Raw genomic sequence first — 16,331 nt, forward strand, 5'->3', positions numbered from 1 at the left:
GCAGGTGGTAATTCAGGTGACTGCACATGAGTGATTTACAGATCGACGGCATCAAGACCGACGAAAATGCCGCCATGGTGTTATTGGTGGACGACCAGGCCATGATCGGCGAAGCCGTGCGGCGCGGCCTGGCCCATGAAGAAAACATCGACTTCCACTTTTGCGCCGACCCGCACCAGGCCATCGCGCAGGCGATCCGCATTAAACCTACAGTGATCCTGCAGGACCTGGTGATGCCCGGCCTGGACGGCCTGACGCTGGTGCGCGAATACCGCAATCACCCGGCCACGCAGAACATCCCGATCATCGTGCTCTCCACCAAGGAGGACCCGCTGATCAAAAGCGCGGCGTTCTCGGCGGGGGCCAACGACTATCTGGTCAAGCTGCCGGACAACATCGAGCTGGTGGCGCGTATCCGCTATCACTCACGCTCCTACATGACCCTGTTGCAGCGTGATGCGGCCTATCGCGCGCTGCGCGTCAGCCAGCAGCAACTGTTGGACACCAATCTGGTGTTGCAACGCCTGATGAACTCCGACGGCCTCACCGGGCTGTCCAACCGCCGTCACTTCGACGAATACCTGGAGCTGGAATGGCGCCGGGCCATGCGTGACCAGGCCCAACTGTCGTTGCTGATGATCGACGTGGACTTCTTCAAGACCTACAACGATAGCTTCGGCCACGTCGAAGGCGATGAAGCCCTGCGCAAAGTCGCGGCCGCCATCCGCGAAGCCAGCAGCCGCCCTTCGGACCTGCCGGCGCGCTACGGCGGCGAAGAATTCGCCTTGGTACTGCCAAACACCTCGCCGGGCGGCGCGCGCCTGGTCGCCGAAAAACTGCGCATGGCCGTCGAAGCCCTGAAAATCCCGCACATCGCCCCGGCTGAGGGGGCGAGCCTGACCATCAGCATCGGCCTGTCGACCATGACGCCGGTGCAGGGCACCGATTGCCGGCAACTGATCATGGCGGCGGACAAGGGGTTGTATACGGCCAAGAACAATGGGCGCAATCAAGTGGGTATCGAGTAATTTGAGGCCCGTGCAGATCCAAATGTGGGAGGGGCGGTGCGACGACTCGACTTGCCCCCCGATGGCGGTGTGACAGTCACCTAGTGTAGGTGTGACACACCGCCATCGGGGGCAAGCCCCCTCTCACAGTGGATATTCACTGTTCTTGAACCTGCCTTTTCGCCAAGCGGACTGCCGTTTGCGCCGGTTTGTCGTTATACTCGTCGGCTTTCAAAAGTTCGCCAACGAGTGCTGCCCGCCATGGAAATCAACCCGATCCTTAACACCATCAAGGACCTGTCCGAGCGCTCCGAAACTATTCGGGGGTATCTTTGACTACGATCAAAAGCATGAGCGTCTGACCGAAGTCAATCGCGAGCTTGAAGATCCGAGTGTCTGGAACAACCCTGAATACGCCCAGGAACTGGGCCGCGAGCGCGCGGCGCTGGCGCAGATCGTCGACACCCTTGACGAGTTGAACACCGGTCTGGCCGATTGCCGCGACCTGCTGGACATGGCTGTCGAAGAAAACGACGAAGGTGCAGTAGGCGATGTCGTCGCCGAGCTGGCCCGTCTCGAGGAAAACCTCGCCAAACTTGAATTCCGCCGCATGTTCAGCCACGAAATGGACCCGAACAACGCCTACCTGGACATTCAGGCCGGTTCCGGCGGCACCGAAGCACAGGACTGGGCCAACATCCTGCTGCGCATGTACCTGCGCTGGGCCGACAAACGCGGTTTCGACGCAACCATCATGGAACTGTCGGCCGGTGAAGTCGCCGGCATCAAAGGCGCGACCGTGCACATCAAGGGTGAATACGCCTTCGGCTGGCTGCGTACCGAGATCGGCGTGCATCGTCTGGTGCGCAAGAGCCCGTTCGACTCCGGCAACCGTCGCCACACCTCGTTCAGCGCGGTGTTCGTCTCGCCAGAGATCGACGACAAGGTTGAAATCGAGATCAACCCGTCCGACCTGCGGATCGACACCTATCGCTCCTCCGGTGCCGGTGGTCAGCACGTCAACACCACCGACTCGGCTGTACGTATTACCCACGTGCCGACCAACACCGTGGTCTGTTGCCAGAACGAGCGTTCCCAGCACGCGAACAAGGACACCGCCATGAAAATGCTGCGGGCCAGGTTGTACGAGCAGGAAATGCAGAAACGTAACGCCGCTTCCCAGGCGTTGGAAGACACCAAGTCGGATATCGGCTGGGGTCACCAGATCCGTTCTTATGTTCTGGATGCGTCGCGGATCAAGGATCTGCGTACTAACATCGAGCGCAGCGACTGCGACAAGGTGCTCGACGGCGATATCGACGAATACCTGGAAGCCAGCCTCAAATCGGGGCTGTAAACCGCCAGCCCGACCTCAAGTCCCCCGTCAGTGGCGGGGGCAACGAACCTGTGATGGAAAATTTAAAGACATGAGCGACCAACAACTCGACCCGCAAGCCCTGCAACAGGAAGAAAACTCCCTGATCGCCCTGCGCAAGGAAAAGCTTGCTGCCGAGCGCGCCAAGGGCAATGCCTTCCCCAACGACTTCCGCCGCGATGCCTACTGCGAAGACTTGCAGAAACAGTACGCGGACAAGACCAAGGAAGAGCTGGCAGAGGCTGCGATCCCGGTCAAGGTGGCGGGTCGCATCATGCTCAACCGTGGCTCGTTCATGGTGATCCAGGACATGTCCGGGCGCATCCAGGTCTACGTCAACCGCAAGACCCTGTCGGAAGAAACCCTGGCCGCCGTGAAAACCTGGGACCTGGGCGACATCATCGCCGCCGAAGGCACCCTGGCCCGTTCTGGCAAAGGCGACCTGTACGTTGAAATGACCAGCGTGCGCCTGCTGACCAAATCCCTGCGCCCGCTGCCGGACAAGCACCACGGCCTGTCCGACACCGAGCAGCGCTATCGCCAGCGCTACGTTGACCTGATCGTCAACGAAGACGTGCGCCACACCTTCCGCGTGCGTTCGCAAGTGATTGCCCACACCCGCGCCTTCCTGATGAAGCGTGACTTCCTGGAAGTGGAAACGCCGATGCTGCAGACCATCCCCGGTGGTGCCGCAGCCAAGCCGTTCGAAACCCACCACAACGCGCTGGACATGGGCATGTACCTGCGTATCGCGCCTGAGCTGTACCTCAAGCGCCTTGTTGTCGGCGGCTTTGAGAAAGTGTTCGAGATCAACCGCAACTTCCGTAACGAAGGCGTCTCGACCCGGCACAACCCAGAGTTCACCATGTTGGAGTTCTACCAGGCCTACGCCGACTACGAAGACAACATGGACCTGACCGAAGAACTGTTCCGCGAACTCGCGCAGCTTGTTCTGGGGACTACCGACGTGCCGTATGGCGACAAGGTGTTCCACTTCGGCGAGCCGTTCGTGCGTCTGTCGGTCTTCGACTCGATCCTCAAGTACAACCCTGAGCTGACCGCCGACGACCTGACCGACATCGACAAGGCTCGCGCCATCGCCAAGAAAGCCGGCGCCAAGGTGCTGGGCTTCGAAGGCCTGGGCAAGCTGCAGGTGATGATTTTCGAAGAGCTGGTGGAGCACAAGCTGGAACAGCCGCACTTCATTACCCAGTACCCGTTCGAAGTGTCGCCGCTGGCCCGTCGCAACGATGACAACCCGAACGTCACCGACCGTTTCGAACTGTTCATCGGCGGCCGCGAAATCGCCAACGCCTACTCCGAGCTGAACGACGCGGAAGACCAGGCCGAGCGCTTCATGGCCCAGGTGGCCGACAAAGACGCCGGCGACGACGAAGCCATGCACTACGACGCTGACTTCGTGCGCGCCCTGGAATACGGCATGCCGCCGACCGCAGGTGAAGGTATCGGCATCGACCGCCTGGTGATGTTGTTGACCAACTCGCCGTCGATTCGCGATGTGATCTTGTTCCCGCATATGCGGCCACAAGCGTAAGCGAAGCGAAATCCGAAGCCGCCTTTTATAAGGCGGCTTTTTTATGCGGCGTAAATAAGCGTCAAGCAAACAGCGCCAGGTTTTGATCTTTTCAAGGATGTGTGTCGTGAACCGCGTAATTGCTCAAGAAGGCGCCGCCGGCATTGCCGCTGCCGTGGTTGAAAGCGTCCAGTACCAGGGCCGTAAGGCCAGTCGTCGGGGCAGCGAGCAACGCAGGCAGGACATTCTCGATGCCGCCATGCGCATCGTGGTGCGTGACGGCGTGCGGGCCGTGCGCCACCGCGCAGTGGCGGCGGAGGCTGGGGTGCCCTTGTCGGCGACCACCTATTACTTCAAGGACATCGATGACCTGCTCACCGATACCTTCGCCCAATACGTCGAGCGCAGCGCCGCGTTCATGGGCAAGCTGTGGGTGCGTAACGAAGGCTTGCTGCGCGAGATGGTCGCGTATGGCGACGGCAGCCCGCGGTCGCGTTCGCAACTGGCCGATGACATTGCGCGGCTGACCGCCGATTACGTGCAGCGCCAATTGAGCAATCGTCGCGAGTACCTGATGGCCGAACAGGCCTTTCGCCAGGAAGCCTTGCTCAACCCGCGCCTGGCCGAGCTGGTGCGTTCCCACCAGCAGATCCTGCTGCAGGGCACCGGGCAGTTTTTCCAGGTATTGGGCTCGCGCGAGCCGCAACAGGATGCCAAAGTGTTGACGGCGATTATCGGTCGGATGGAATATCAGGGCCTGCTGGACGGCGCGGAGCCGCTGAGCGCTGACGAAATGCTTGAGATCCTCAAGCGTTACATGCATTTGGTGTTGGCCTCGGTCTGACACCGGGAGTGTCCAATGAAAGCCTGGCGTGTCGCGGTCATCGCCTTGTCGTTCCTTTTACTCAGCGGTTGCCTGGTGACCTTCAAGGAGCCGCTGCCGGCCAGTGAGGCGGCGCCTGCTGCGCTGTTGGGCCAATGGACGAGCAAGAATGCCTGGGGCGAGCCGCTCAACCTGCGGATCAGCCGCGTCGGCGAACACCGCTACAAAGCCGTGAGCTACCCTCAGGCCAAGCCTGGCCAGCGTGATGAGTACGTGTTCAGCGTCTCGCGCCATGGCAATCGCTGGTATCTGTCGGCGCCGTTGCCGGGCAAGTTCGGCGGGCATTACGTCCTGGCGGGGTTCGAGCTCGACGAAACGCACGAATTGGTGGTCTATAACCTCGACCTTGAGCAAATCCACCAGGCCATCGGGCAGCAGGCGTTGCACGGCAGCACCGTAGACACCGTGGAAGGTGCCGGCGTACTGGTCGACAGCCCCATGAACCAGGTGTTTGCCTACCTGGATGACCCGGCCAATGCCGATGTGTTCGTTGAAGCCGTGCGCTACCGGCGTGCGGACAAATAACGTTTAAAGAGGAAGTACCGGGTGGACGATTACCAGCAGACGATACGCAGCTTGTCCGATCGCATTGTGCTGGCGCAAACACCGATCCGCGTCCTCGATGCGGTGAAATGGGACGAGAACATTCGCCAGGGTTTCCTCAAGGGCAAGGGCAAGGTAATGCCGGCGGTGGACCGCGATTACTACCTGAACCGGCCACTGTCGTTCGATTCGAGCGCGGTAAAGCTGGAGTTTCAGAACATCGAGCGCGACATCACCCGCCGCCTCGGCCAGTTCAGTCCCGTGGGCCAGATCATGCGCCGCATGTGCCGGGAGTACCGCATGGTGGTGCGCATGCTCGAAGCACGTGGTACCGAGGATTTCGGCCTGATTTCCCAGGAGCTGTACGGCGCCGCCTCCGATGCCTTCCACGCTGGCGATCCGACCCTGGCGGACCTCGGCCTGATGCTGTCCGACTACTTGAACAATATCGACGGCCGTGGCGACCTGAAGGACGAGGCCAAGACCCTCACCGCCAAGGACGCGGTCAGCCTGCTGCAAACCCGCCTGAACAAGGTGTTTGGCGAGGCCGAAGAAACCATCCGCGTGTTCGAGTCCGACGGGATCGTCGCCGACGCTGCGGCGGGTGCCGACTACATCAAGATCCGCGCCGATGCGATGTTCAACGACCGCGACGTGCGCGCCCTCGAAGTGCATGAAGGCCTGGTGCATGTGGGCACCACCCTCAACGGCCAGAACCAGCCGATCTGCACCTTCCTGTCCAAGGGCCCGCCATCGTCCACCGTGACCCAGGAAGGCCTGGCGATCCTGATGGAAATCATCACCTTTGCCTCCTACCCGAGTCGCTTGCGCAAGCTGACCAACCGCACCCGCGCGATCCACATGGTGGAAGAGGGCGCCGACTTCCTGCAGGTGTTCGACTTCTTCCGTGAACAAGGCTTTGAAATGGCCGAAAGCTACGGTAACGCCAGCCGGGTGTTTCGCGGCTCGGTGCCGAATGGTCTGCCGTTTACCAAGGATTTGTCCTACCTCAAGGGCTTTATCATGGTCTACAACTACATCCAGCTGGCCGTGCGCAAAGGCAAGCTGGAACAAGTGCCGTTGCTGTTCTGCGGCAAGACCACCCTGGAAGACATGCGCACCCTGCGTCAGTTGGTCGACGAAGGCCTGGTGGTGCCGCCCAAGTACCTTCCGGAGCAGTTCCGGGACATGAACGCACTGGCGGCGTGGATGTGCTTCTCCAACTTCCTCAACCATTTGAGCCTGGATCGGATCGAGGCGGATTACTCCAACATCCTGTAAAGGCTGAACTGACCCAACCGGTTCAACAAGGTGGGAGGGGGCTTGCTCCCGATAACGGTGTCAGTAAATGCAACTGTGACTGACCCACCGCCATCGGGGCCAAGCCCCCTTCCACAGTTGGACCTGCACGCGCCTGAACATTTCGACGATCAGCGAGGCTTCAACGGATGAGAATCCTCGGCATTCTTTGCCTGCTACTCACACTGAACGGTTGCAGTTCCCTGCTGTTCTACCCGGAGCCCGGCTTGCCGTTCACGCCGCAAAAGGCGCACCTGGAATATCGCGACGTCACGCTCACCACTGCCGACGGCGTCAAGCTGCATGCCTGGTGGTTGCCGGCCAAACCCGGGGTGCCGCTCAAGGGCACGGTGCTGCACCTGCACGGTAACGGTGGCAACCTGGCCTGGCACCTGGGCGGCAGTTGGTGGTTGCCGGAGCAAGGCTATCAAGTCCTGTTGCTGGATTATCGCGGCTATGGGCTGTCGCAAGGCAAGCCATCGTTACCGGCGATCTATCAGGACGTCGACGCGGCTTTCAGTTGGCTCGACCAGGCGCCTGAAACCCAGGGCCAGCCGTTGATCGTCCTCGGCCAAAGCCTGGGCGGCGCGCTGGCCGTGCATTACCTGGCAGCCCACCCGGAGCGGCAGACCCAACTCAAGGCCCTGGTGCTGGACGGCGTGCCCGCCAGTTATCGTGACGTAGGACAATTCGCCCTGAGCACCTCCTGGTTAACATGGCCGTTTCAAGTGCCCTTGTCTTGGCTGGTGCCCGACGCCGACAGTGCGATCAATGCCATGCCCCAGTTGACCGGGGTGCCGAAACTGCTGTTCCACAGCCTGGATGACCCCATCGTGCCGCTGTCCAATGGCATTCGTTTGTATCAGGCCGCGCCTGCACCCAGGGTGTTGCAACTGACCCGTGGCGGCCATGTGCAGACCTTTGCCGACAAGACCTGGCAAACTGTGATGCTGCGTTATCTGGATGACCCGCTGCATTTCAACGGCCTGCGCCGCCTGGGCGAAATTCCGAATTACCCTATTCCTAAAGTTGACTCATCAGAGAGCCCGCAATGAGCGAAGAACGCAACATGATCCCGCTGATCCTCACCGGCATCGGCACCATCATCGGCACCGTCGGTTGCCTGTGGTTTTATGGCTACCTGCATTTCGCCAAACCGGACGATGCGTTGCTGCTCAGCGACTTCACCATGCTCAAGACCGTGCCTGGCGAGGACTACAAGATCTCCCTGACCCCGGCGGCGCAAGTGGCGCAATGCGTCGATGGCGTGCTGGTGATGTTCGATACCGAGCAAAAAGGCCTCAGCGGTGTGCTGGTGAACAACAAAAAGCAGGCCGTGCGTTGCGTGGGCCAGGAAACCCCGCAGTTGCAGCAGTAGCCAGTTGCGGGCAGTACCGTCCGGCTTGAAATTCCTGGAACCGTTTTGCGTAAGACGCCACTGATTGGCTTGTCAGCGTTGCTGATAACAATCCTTACGAAAAAATCCGGGAGAGCGCAATGGCTATCAGTGCAATCGATAGAGCGATGGGCATGGTCAATGGGCAGAACCGCCTTGATCAGGGTGGCTCGCAAGAGGCTGGTCAGCAGCAGGGGAAGATGGAACCTGAGCTGATCAAGAAGCTTCTGGACATGTTGGCAGGTGCTGGTGCCGGCGGTTCTCAGGGCGCTGGCGGTTCCGGCGGACAGCCGGATATGGAGCAACTGAACAAGATGATGGGCGGTCGCCAAGGCATGCAAGCGATGATGCCGGACAGTGATAACGGTCGTAAGATCGGCGGTTGATAGGCAAAAAAACCCCACCGTTCAGGTGGGGCTCTTGTTTCCAGCATCCATCAATCAGTAAGCGACGGACGAACGTGGCTTGACTGGCTGGTTGTCGTTGGAAATGGTCACTTCTACGCGGCGGTTCATGGCGCGGCCCGACACGCTGCCGTTATCGGCAACCGGGTATTCCTTGCCATAGCCCTGGGTCACGATGCGTGAAATGTCCACGCCTTGCTGGGCCAGTGCGCGCTGTACGGAGGCCGCACGGCGCTCGGACAGGCTCTGGTTGTACGAATCGGAACCGGTGCTGTCGGTGTAGCCTTCGACGATCACTTTACGGTCCGGATTATCGCGCAGGAACTGCGCCAGCTTGGCGATATTGACCATGCCGTTGGGGTTCAGGTCGGACTTGTTGGTGGCAAACAGCACGTCACCAAAGGTCACCAGGGTGCCGCGCTCGGTCTGCTTGGCGTTCAGGCTGTCTTGCAGTTGCTTGATCTGCGCATCACGGGCATCGAGCAGGGCGCGGGCGCGCTCGTCACCGGCGTTTTTCAACTTGGCTTCGGATTCGCGCAGCGCGATGGTGTCTTTGGCCAGTTCAACGCGCTGGTTGGTCAGGTACGCCAACTGGTCGACTTTCTTCTGGTCTTCCTTGTCGCGGTAAGCCTTGTCCGCCTTGTCCAGCCATTCGCTGGCGTCCTTGGTTTCCAGGGCCGCTATCTTGGTGGCTTGCGGGTTGGCTTGCAGGGCCGAGAAGTTGGTCCGTGCATTTTCCAGGTTCGCGTTCGGCGGGGTGGAGCAAGCCGCCAGAGCAACGCTCATCGCCAGCAGGGCAGGGATCATCAATTGTTTGCGCATAGTCGTGTCGTCCTTTCAATTCGATATCAGGTGCGATGCAGCCAAGGGGCGGCGCCTTATTTCTGCTGGATAGCGGCCGGGCGCATGCCTTCCTTGCGCAGCTCGTCAACCGCTTTCTGGGAGTCCTTCACCGCCAGTTCGGCCTTGGCGGCCTGGGCCTTACGCTCAGCGACGCGGGCGTCCCACTCGGCTTGCTCGGCCAGGCGACGGGCTTCGTCATAGTTCTTGTCGTGCATGGCGATTTCGGCTTGCTTGAGCTTGTCCTGGGCCGACTTCATTTCCACGGCGGCAAACTCGGTGCCGCCGGCGCTGACGGCGCTGTTGACCGCAGACTGGGTCACGGCGTATTGCTCGGTTGGTGGGTTCCCGGCGCAGCCCGCGAGGACGAAGCTGGTGCCGATCGCCAGCGCGGCCAGTTTGAGCCCGCGCAGGTGGTTAAACGTGGATTTGGCAGTGCTGGTCTTCATCGTTTTCAACTCCATTGGATAACGCCTCAAAAACATCAAAGTCCATCTCACTGGTCAGCGGCTGCGGGCCCGGCGGTAAAGCGCGAAACGCCTATTCAAACGGCCGTTCCAAGTGATGGCTTACTGGCTGTGACCTGGGGATTTTTTCAAAAGTTCAGTGAAGATGGCGATTTGCCAAAAAAAATACCTGACTAAATGGTCAGTACTTTTTGGCTTGAACTTTCGCCGCGCGCAGAGGTACTCCGGGCCCTTGTGAGGCCCGGAAATACGTGGGATGAAGAGTGTTTAAGGACGGTTTGTCAGTGCTTCGGTTCGTCGGCACTGGCCGACATGTCGTGCAGATAGCGGCGCGACAACGTCAGAAAGCGCGGCGTAGGGCCAACGTCTTCATACAGCGGATCGCCCTCTTCGTCGGTGGCAATCACATGCTGGCCCTTGATGTACGGAAAGCTGGCTTCCAGCTCTTCAAGGGCGGCGCCGATCAGCTCGCCGAGCAACTCTTGTGGATGGCGCTTGGGGTACATATCTGCAATGGCCGCCAGCCTGGCGGCGGATTCCACGTCCAGATGGATCGCGTACTCCGTCTTGGTCAGGTGACCCTTGGCGTTTTCTTCCCAATGCTGGGCCAGTTCTCGAATTTTCATGGCAACCTCAATAAAACCCAAGGTAATGGGCGGTGATGAGTGACCAGCCGCCTACGTGGATAAACACGGCGGCTCAATATTCAGACTAGCTGTAAGCCACAAGGTTTAACGTCGTTTGTGGTTGGCCTTGTCAGACAGTGACGCGAGCGGCACTCTGAAGGACTGCGCGTCCCGGATTTCTGCCTGGAGATTGGCTGATGAGTGATATCGATGCACGTTTGCGTGAGGATGTTCACCTGCTGGGTGAACTGTTGGGCAACACGATTCGAGAGCAGTACGGCGATGATTTTCTCGACAAGATCGAGCAAATTCGCAAAGGCGCCAAGGCTGACCGCCGTGGCGCGGCGGCCGAGCAGGCGGCGGGCGAGGAACTCAGCGCCAGTCTGAACCAGTTGCAGGAAAACGAACTGCTGCCCGTCGCCCGGGCCTTCAACCAGTTCCTCAATCTGGCCAACATCGCCGAGCAGTATCAGTTGATTCATCGGCGCGATGAGTCGCAACCGGCGCCCTTCGAATCGCGGGTGTTGCCGGAGTTGTTGGCCCGCCTGCAACGCGAAGGCCACAGCAATGAATCCCTGGCCCGTCAGTTGGGGCGCCTGGAGATCGAGCTGGTCCTCACTGCCCACCCCACTGAAGTGGCCCGTCGCACCCTGATCCAGAAATACGATGCGATTGCTGCGCAGTTGGCACTGAAGGATCACCGTGACCTCACCACGGCCGAGCGCGAGCAGATCCGCGAGCGCCTGCAACGGCTGATCGCCGAAGCCTGGCACACCGAAGAAATCCGCCGTACCCGGCCTACGCCTGTGGACGAAGCCAAATGGGGCTTCGCAGTGATCGAGCACTCGTTATGGCAGGCGATCCCGAATTACTTGCGCAAGGCCGACCATGCGCTGTACGCCGCGACCGGCCTGCACCTGCCTTTGGAGGCGGCGCCGATTCGCTTCGCCTCGTGGATGGGCGGCGACCGTGACGGCAACCCGAATGTCACCGCGCCGGTCACCCGCGAAGTCTTGCTGCTGGCGCGCTGGATGGCGGCCGATCTGTACCTGCGCGATATCGATCACCTGGCCTCGGAGCTGTCGATGCAGCAGGCCAGCCCGGCGTTGCAAGCCAAGGTTGGCGACAGCGTCGAGCCATATCGCGCGCTGCTCAAGCAACTGCGTGATCGCCTGCGTGCGACTCGCCAATGGGCCCACGCGTCGTTGAGCGCGGGCATCCCGGCGCCGGCGGATGTGTTGCAAAGCAACCGCGACCTGCTGGACCCGCTGGAGCTGTGCTACCAGTCGCTGCATGAGTGCGGCATGGGCGTGATCGCCGATGGCCCGTTGCTCGATTGCCTGCGCCGTGCGGTCACCTTTGGCCTGTTCCTGGTGCGGCTGGATGTGCGCCAGGACGCCAGCCGCCACACGGCGGCGATGACCGAAATCACCGATTATCTCGGTCTGGGTCGTTACGAAGACTGGAACGAAGAGATGCGCATCAGCTTCCTGATGAAGGAACTGGCCAATCGTCGACCGCTGCTGCCGGGCTATTTCAAACCGTCGGCCGATACCGCTGAAGTATTGAACACCTGTAGGGAAATCGCCGCCGCACCGGCCGCGTCCCTGGGTTCGTATGTCATCTCGATGGCCGGTGCCGCGTCGGATGTGCTCGCGGTGCAACTGCTGCTCAAAGAGTCGGGCGTGCAACGGCCGATGCGTGTGGTGCCGCTGTTCGAAACCCTGGCCGACCTCGACAACGCCGGCCCAGTGATCGAAAAACTGTTGCTGCTGCCGGGTTACCGCGCACGGCTGCAAGGCCCGCAGGAAGTGATGATCGGCTACTCGGACTCGGCCAAGGACGCTGGCACCACCGCCGCAGCCTGGGCGCAGTACCGAGCGCAGGAACGCCTGGTGGATATCTGCCGCGAGCAACAGGTGGAACTGCTGTTGTTCCATGGCCGCGGCGGCACCGTTGGGCGAGGCGGCGGCCCGGCCCACGCGGCGATTCTGTCGCAGCCGCCGGGCTCGGTGGCAGGGCGTTTCCGCACCACCGAACAAGGCGAAATGATCCGGTTCAAATTCGGCCTGCCGGACATCGCCGAGCAGAACCTCAATCTGTACCTGGCGGCGGTGTTGGAAGCGACGCTGTTGCCACCGCCGCCACCGGAGCCGGCCTGGCGCCATTTGATGGATGAATTGGCAGCAGACGGTGTCAGCGCCTACCGCGCCGTGGTGCGGGAAAATCCGCAATTCGTCGAGTATTTCCGCCAGTCCACCCCGGAGCAGGAATTGGGGCGCCTACCTTTGGGCAGTCGCCCGGCCAAACGCCGTGCCGGCGGTATTGAAAGCCTGCGGGCGATCCCGTGGATCTTCGGCTGGACCCAGACCCGCCTGATGCTGCCCGCCTGGCTCGGCTGGGAAGCGGCGCTGAGCAAGGCCCTGGAGCGCGGGGAGGGTGAGTTGCTGGGGCAGATGCGCGAGCAATGGCCGTTCTTTCGCACCCGCATCGATATGCTCGAGATGGTGCTGGCCAAGGCCGATGCCGATATCGCGCGGCTCTATGACGAGCGTTTGGTGCAGCCGGAGCTGTTGCCGTTGGGTGCGCATTTACGCGACCTATTGTCGCAGGCTTGCCAGGTGGTGCTTGGCCTGACCGGCCAGTCGCAACTGCTTGCCCATAGCCCGGATACCCTGGAGTTCATCCGTCTGCGTAACACCTACCTCGACCCCTTGCACTTGTTGCAGGCCGAATTACTGGCGCGCTCGCGTCGCCAGGAAGCGGCGCAAGACAGCCCTCTGGAACAGGCGCTGCTGGTGTCCGTGGCCGGTATCGCGGCCGGCTTGCGCAACACCGGCTGAGGTTTTTTGCATGTTCTCAACGGCTTGCGGATAACCCACGACGGCCGCCCTGAAAAAGGCGGTCGGCGTTTAGAGGGTCGGGTTGCACCCAGGCACACCCCACCTATGACGCACGTGTGGTGCGGGTTTTTCCTACTTTTGGCGGCTTGTGTGGTTAGGGCCTGCTGTGTATCTTGATCAGCCTTTGGCCGTTTGTGCGGCCTGGGCCCACATTTTTACGAGATTGGCCCCACGCGGCGAATCCGAGCGTCATCTCTATAAAAAATTGAGGAGCACATCGATGCGCGTCATTCTGCTGGGAGCTCCCGGGGCCGGTAAAGGTACTCAGGCAAAGTTCATCACTGAAAAGTTTGGCATTCCACAAATCTCCACCGGTGACATGCTGCGCGCTGCGGTAAAAGCAGGCACCGAGCTGGGTATTCAAGCCAAGAGCATCATGGATGCCGGCGGCCTGGTTTCCGATGACCTGATCATCGCACTGGTCCAGGACCGTATCGCACAACCTGATTGCGCCAATGGCTTCTTGTTCGACGGCTTCCCACGCACCATTCCCCAGGCGGAAGCCCTGGTGACGGCGGGTGTCGAGTTGGACGCAGTGGTCGAAATCGCGGTTGAAGATGAAGAGATCGTCCAGCGTATCGCCGGTCGTCGCGTTCACGAGGCCTCGGGTCGCGTGTACCACACCGTCTACAACCCGCCGAAAGTGGAAGGCAAGGACGATGTCACCGGCGAAGACCTGGTGCAGCGTAAAGACGACACTGAAGAAACCGTGCGTCATCGCCTGTCGGTCTACCATTCCCAGACCAAACCGCTGGTGGACTTCTACCAGAAGCTGTCGGCTGCCCACGGCAAGCCGAAGTACAGCCACATCCCTGGCGTCGGCTCGGTGGAAGCGATCACCGGCAAGGTGCTAAAAGCGCTGAGCTGATCGAATGATCGGCTTTACGCACAACGGCCCGCTTGCGGGCCGTTGTTGTTTATACTGGCGCACTTTTTTCGACTTGGACACCGACACCGATGAGCACCCTGCTGGCCCTGGACACTGCGACTGAAGCTTGCTCGGTTGCCTTGCTGCACGATGGCAAGGTAACGAGCCACTACGAGGTGATCCCGCGCCTGCACGCGCAGAAGCTGTTGCCGATGATCAAGCAACTGCTGGAGGACGCCGGCACGAGCCTGTCCGCCGTGGACGCCATCGCCTTCGGCCGTGGCCCGGGCGCCTTTACCGGTGTGCGCATCGCCATCGGCGTGGTCCAGGGCCTGGCCTTTGCGTTGGAGCGCCCGGTGTTGCCGGTGTCCAACCTCGCCGTGCTGGCACAGCGGGCGTTGCGCGAACACGGTACACGGCAAGTGGCGGCGGCGATCGATGCACGGATGGATGAAGTCTATTGGGGCTGCTACCGCGAAACCGACGGCGAGATGCGGCTGGCAGGCGCTGAGGCCGTGCTGCCGCCCGAAGCGGCGGTGTTGCCGAGCGATGCCAGCGGTGACTGGTTCGGTGCCGGCACGGGCTGGGGCTATGGCGAACGCATCGGCGTGTCGCTGGTTGGCCAGGACGCTGCAATGTTGCCGCATGCCGAAGACTTGCTGACCCTGGCGCGCTTTGCGTTCGAGCGTGGCGAGGCGATTGCTGCCGACCTCGCAGCGCCGGTGTACCTGCGCGATAAAGTCGCGCAGACCAAGGCCGAGCGCGGCCTTTGACCTGTGGCGAGGGAGCTTGCTCCCGCTGGGGCGCGAAGCGGCCCCTAAAATCTGGGACCGCTGCGCAGCCCAATGGGAGCAAGCGCCCTCGCCACACCAAGGGCGCCATACCAAAAAACGCGCCAATCGTCAGAATTTGCTCCAGTGTTTAAACCTTTTTCAATTTATGTGTTCTAGTTATCACCAGAGCATTTGCGCGTTATGGATTGCGCCACTAAAATGCCATCACCGATACCGAGTTCGCATCGATGCGTATAGACGGATTTTCCTCACAGTCCTACCCCCTCAAGCGTAAGCCGCGTAAGGCAAACGTCACGGTAGACGAATCCGTCGAGGATTCGCCGGACTTCATCGAGGTCCAGTCCGAAGCGTCGTCCAGCCCCCAAGGCGCCGCAAACGCACGTATCGGCGGTCTTCCCGCCCGTCAGCAAGACATGCTCTTCCCGCGCTCCATGAGCAAAAGCGTCGCCACCGCCCTGGCCAGCTACCTGACCACCGCCGGCTTTGTCGAATGGGATATGGAAGTGCTGGGTCTCGACATCCACATCTGATGCGCCTGCCTTATTTTATCGGTTGCCCGTCCTGGAGTGAAAACGCCTGGCGCGAGTACCTGTACCCCGTCGATGCCCGCTCCAGCGACTACCTCGCGTTGTACTCGCAGGTCTTCAATGCGGTTGAAGGCAATACCACTTTTTATGCGCGCCCGTCGGCTGCCACCGTGCAGCGCTGGGCCGAGATCATGCCCGAGGATTTTCGCTTCACCGCCAAATTCCCCCGTGACATCAGCCACGGCGGCGACCTGCGTGAGCAGTTGCCGGCGGCGCACAGTTTCGTCGGGTTGCTGAGCCCGCTGGGTGAGCGCGTCTCACCGCTGTGGCTGCAACTGTCGGCGAGTTTTTCGCCGCAGCGCCTCGGCGAACTGGCCGGGTTTATCGACGGGCTGGAACGCCCCTTGGCTGTGGAAGTGCGTCACCCGGAGTTCTTCGCCAAGGGTGATGCCGAGCGGATGCTCAACCGTCTGCTGCGCGACCGTGGCGTCGAGCGGATCTGCCTCGACCCTCGCGCCCTGTTCAGTTGCACGTCGACCTCGGCGGCCGTGCTGCATGCCCAAGCAAAAAAGCCCAAAGTGCCACCGCGCCCGGCGGCGTTGACCCTGTTTCCCCAAGTGCGGTTTATCGGCCATCCCGAGCTTGAGGCCAACGACCCGTTCCTGATCCCATGGGTGGAAAAGATCGCCGGTTGGATCGAAGAAGGGCGCACGCCCTATGTGTTCCTGCACACCTCGGATAACCGCCTCGCCGCGCAACTGGCGCTGCGTTTCCATGCCAAGTTGATGGCACGTTTGCCCGGCCTACCCGCGTTGCCGACCTTGCACCGCGAACCCGCAGCCGAGCAACTGGGGTTACTCTAAGG

At 61.1% G+C, this 16,331-nt stretch carries 17 protein-coding genes; 14 read left to right on the forward strand and 3 right to left on the reverse strand.

Going from position 1 to position 16,331, the window contains the following annotated elements:
* Positions 1-26: 26 nt before the first annotated feature.
* The 9 genes from P3S72_RS07400 to P3S72_RS07440 all read left to right on the forward strand — a co-directional run bounded on the left by P3S72_RS07400 (position 27) and on the right by P3S72_RS07440 (position 8,423).
* Entirely contained in the window at positions 27-1,028 is a 1,002-nt protein-coding gene (locus P3S72_RS07400; RefSeq protein ID WP_247402806.1) for a PleD family two-component system response regulator, read from the forward strand.
* A 240-nt stretch (positions 1,029-1,268) separates the two neighbouring features.
* Positions 1,269-2,364 (forward strand): peptide chain release factor 2 gene (prfB, locus tag P3S72_RS07405; RefSeq protein ID WP_247402803.1). Its coding sequence is split into 2 segments (ribosomal slippage): positions 1,269-1,340 and positions 1,342-2,364, totalling 1,095 coding nucleotides; the frame shifts between segments, so codons are not numbered across the junction.
* A 70-nt stretch (positions 2,365-2,434) separates the two neighbouring features.
* A complete protein-coding gene (lysS, locus tag P3S72_RS07410) occupies positions 2,435-3,937 on the forward strand; it encodes a lysine--tRNA ligase (RefSeq protein WP_247402801.1) in 1,503 nt (500 codons plus the stop codon).
* Positions 3,938-4,043: 106 nt separating this feature from the next.
* Complete coding sequence (locus tag P3S72_RS07415; RefSeq protein ID WP_276196816.1) at positions 4,044-4,760, forward strand: TetR family transcriptional regulator; 717 nt, start codon at positions 4,044-4,046, stop codon at positions 4,758-4,760.
* 15 nt (positions 4,761-4,775) lie between these two features.
* Positions 4,776-5,324 carry a hypothetical protein gene (locus P3S72_RS07420; protein ID WP_276196817.1) on the forward strand — a complete coding sequence of 183 codons (549 nt, stop codon included), beginning with the start codon at positions 4,776-4,778 and terminating at the stop codon, positions 5,322-5,324.
* A gap of 21 nt (positions 5,325-5,345) precedes the next feature.
* Positions 5,346-6,623 (forward strand): flavohemoglobin expression-modulating QEGLA motif protein, encoded by a 1,278-nt coding sequence (locus tag P3S72_RS07425; RefSeq protein WP_276196818.1) that lies wholly within the window; start codon positions 5,346-5,348, stop codon positions 6,621-6,623.
* Positions 6,624-6,790: 167 nt separating this feature from the next.
* Positions 6,791-7,696: an alpha/beta hydrolase gene (locus P3S72_RS07430; protein WP_247402794.1), complete on the forward strand. Its 906-nt coding sequence runs from the start codon at positions 6,791-6,793 to the stop codon at positions 7,694-7,696.
* On the forward strand, positions 7,693-8,019 hold the full coding sequence (locus P3S72_RS07435) for a hypothetical protein (RefSeq protein ID WP_247402792.1): 327 nt from the start codon (positions 7,693-7,695) through the stop codon (positions 8,017-8,019). The genes P3S72_RS07430 and P3S72_RS07435 overlap by 4 nt, the downstream gene beginning before the upstream one ends.
* A gap of 119 nt (positions 8,020-8,138) precedes the next feature.
* A complete protein-coding gene (locus P3S72_RS07440) occupies positions 8,139-8,423 on the forward strand; it encodes a hypothetical protein (RefSeq protein ID WP_247402790.1) in 285 nt (94 codons plus the stop codon).
* A 54-nt stretch (positions 8,424-8,477) separates the two neighbouring features.
* On the opposite strand, the gene P3S72_RS07445 is transcribed toward P3S72_RS07440, so the two are convergent.
* The 3 genes from P3S72_RS07445 to P3S72_RS07455 all read right to left on the reverse strand — a co-directional run bounded on the left by P3S72_RS07445 (position 8,478) and on the right by P3S72_RS07455 (position 10,374).
* Entirely contained in the window at positions 8,478-9,263 is a 786-nt protein-coding gene (locus P3S72_RS07445; protein ID WP_276196819.1) for an OmpA family protein, read from the reverse strand.
* 56 nt (positions 9,264-9,319) lie between these two features.
* Positions 9,320-9,745 (reverse strand): DUF4398 domain-containing protein, encoded by a 426-nt coding sequence (locus P3S72_RS07450; protein ID WP_247402785.1) that lies wholly within the window; start codon positions 9,743-9,745, stop codon positions 9,320-9,322.
* A gap of 284 nt (positions 9,746-10,029) precedes the next feature.
* Entirely contained in the window at positions 10,030-10,374 is a 345-nt protein-coding gene (locus tag P3S72_RS07455; RefSeq protein WP_276196820.1) for a pilin assembly protein, read from the reverse strand.
* A 197-nt stretch (positions 10,375-10,571) separates the two neighbouring features.
* On the opposite strand from P3S72_RS07455, the gene ppc reads away from it, so the two are divergent.
* The 5 genes from ppc to P3S72_RS07480 all read left to right on the forward strand — a co-directional run bounded on the left by ppc (position 10,572) and on the right by P3S72_RS07480 (position 16,329).
* Entirely contained in the window at positions 10,572-13,217 is a 2,646-nt protein-coding gene (gene ppc, locus P3S72_RS07460) for a phosphoenolpyruvate carboxylase (protein WP_276196821.1), read from the forward strand.
* 280 nt (positions 13,218-13,497) lie between these two features.
* Entirely contained in the window at positions 13,498-14,145 is a 648-nt protein-coding gene (adk, locus tag P3S72_RS07465; protein WP_276196822.1) for an adenylate kinase, read from the forward strand.
* A gap of 89 nt (positions 14,146-14,234) precedes the next feature.
* A complete protein-coding gene (gene tsaB / locus P3S72_RS07470; protein ID WP_276196823.1) occupies positions 14,235-14,918 on the forward strand; it encodes a tRNA (adenosine(37)-N6)-threonylcarbamoyltransferase complex dimerization subunit type 1 TsaB in 684 nt (227 codons plus the stop codon).
* A gap of 248 nt (positions 14,919-15,166) precedes the next feature.
* The gene (locus P3S72_RS07475; protein WP_247407821.1) at positions 15,167-15,469 is read left to right on the forward strand and encodes a hypothetical protein; all 303 of its coding nucleotides are present in this window, start codon (positions 15,167-15,169) and stop codon (positions 15,467-15,469) included.
* A complete protein-coding gene (locus P3S72_RS07480) occupies positions 15,469-16,329 on the forward strand; it encodes a DUF72 domain-containing protein (RefSeq protein WP_276196824.1) in 861 nt (286 codons plus the stop codon). Before P3S72_RS07475 ends, P3S72_RS07480 begins: the two co-directional genes overlap by 1 nt.
* Positions 16,330-16,331: the final 2 nt, after the last annotated feature.

The organism is Pseudomonas sp. D3 (assembly GCF_029320995.1).
Taxonomy (GTDB): domain Bacteria; phylum Pseudomonadota; class Gammaproteobacteria; order Pseudomonadales; family Pseudomonadaceae; genus Aquipseudomonas; species Aquipseudomonas paraveronii.

What these genes read in the sequence shown, in the direction of transcription:
- P3S72_RS07400 (WP_247402806.1), top strand. Translation starts at nt 27, where the DNA reads ATGAGTGATTTACAGATCGACGGCATCAAGACCGACGAAAATGCCGCC.
- lysS (WP_247402801.1), top strand. Translation starts at nt 2,435, where the DNA reads ATGAGCGACCAACAACTCGACCCGCAAGCCCTGCAACAGGAAGAAAAC.
- P3S72_RS07420 (WP_276196817.1), top strand. Translation starts at nt 4,776, where the DNA reads ATGAAAGCCTGGCGTGTCGCGGTCATCGCCTTGTCGTTCCTTTTACTC.
- P3S72_RS07430 (WP_247402794.1), top strand. Translation starts at nt 6,791, where the DNA reads ATGAGAATCCTCGGCATTCTTTGCCTGCTACTCACACTGAACGGTTGC.
- P3S72_RS07435 (WP_247402792.1), top strand. Translation starts at nt 7,693, where the DNA reads ATGAGCGAAGAACGCAACATGATCCCGCTGATCCTCACCGGCATCGGC.
- P3S72_RS07440 (WP_247402790.1), top strand. Translation starts at nt 8,139, where the DNA reads ATGGCTATCAGTGCAATCGATAGAGCGATGGGCATGGTCAATGGGCAG.
- P3S72_RS07445 (WP_276196819.1), bottom strand. Translation starts at nt 9,263, where the DNA reads ATGCGCAAACAATTGATGATCCCTGCCCTGCTGGCGATGAGCGTTGCT.
- P3S72_RS07450 (WP_247402785.1), bottom strand. Translation starts at nt 9,745, where the DNA reads ATGGAGTTGAAAACGATGAAGACCAGCACTGCCAAATCCACGTTTAAC.
- P3S72_RS07455 (WP_276196820.1), bottom strand. Translation starts at nt 10,374, where the DNA reads ATGAAAATTCGAGAACTGGCCCAGCATTGGGAAGAAAACGCCAAGGGT.
- ppc (WP_276196821.1), top strand. Translation starts at nt 10,572, where the DNA reads ATGAGTGATATCGATGCACGTTTGCGTGAGGATGTTCACCTGCTGGGT.
- adk (WP_276196822.1), top strand. Translation starts at nt 13,498, where the DNA reads ATGCGCGTCATTCTGCTGGGAGCTCCCGGGGCCGGTAAAGGTACTCAG.
- tsaB (WP_276196823.1), top strand. Translation starts at nt 14,235, where the DNA reads ATGAGCACCCTGCTGGCCCTGGACACTGCGACTGAAGCTTGCTCGGTT.
- P3S72_RS07475 (WP_247407821.1), top strand. Translation starts at nt 15,167, where the DNA reads ATGCGTATAGACGGATTTTCCTCACAGTCCTACCCCCTCAAGCGTAAG.
- P3S72_RS07480 (WP_276196824.1), top strand. Translation starts at nt 15,469, where the DNA reads ATGCGCCTGCCTTATTTTATCGGTTGCCCGTCCTGGAGTGAAAACGCC.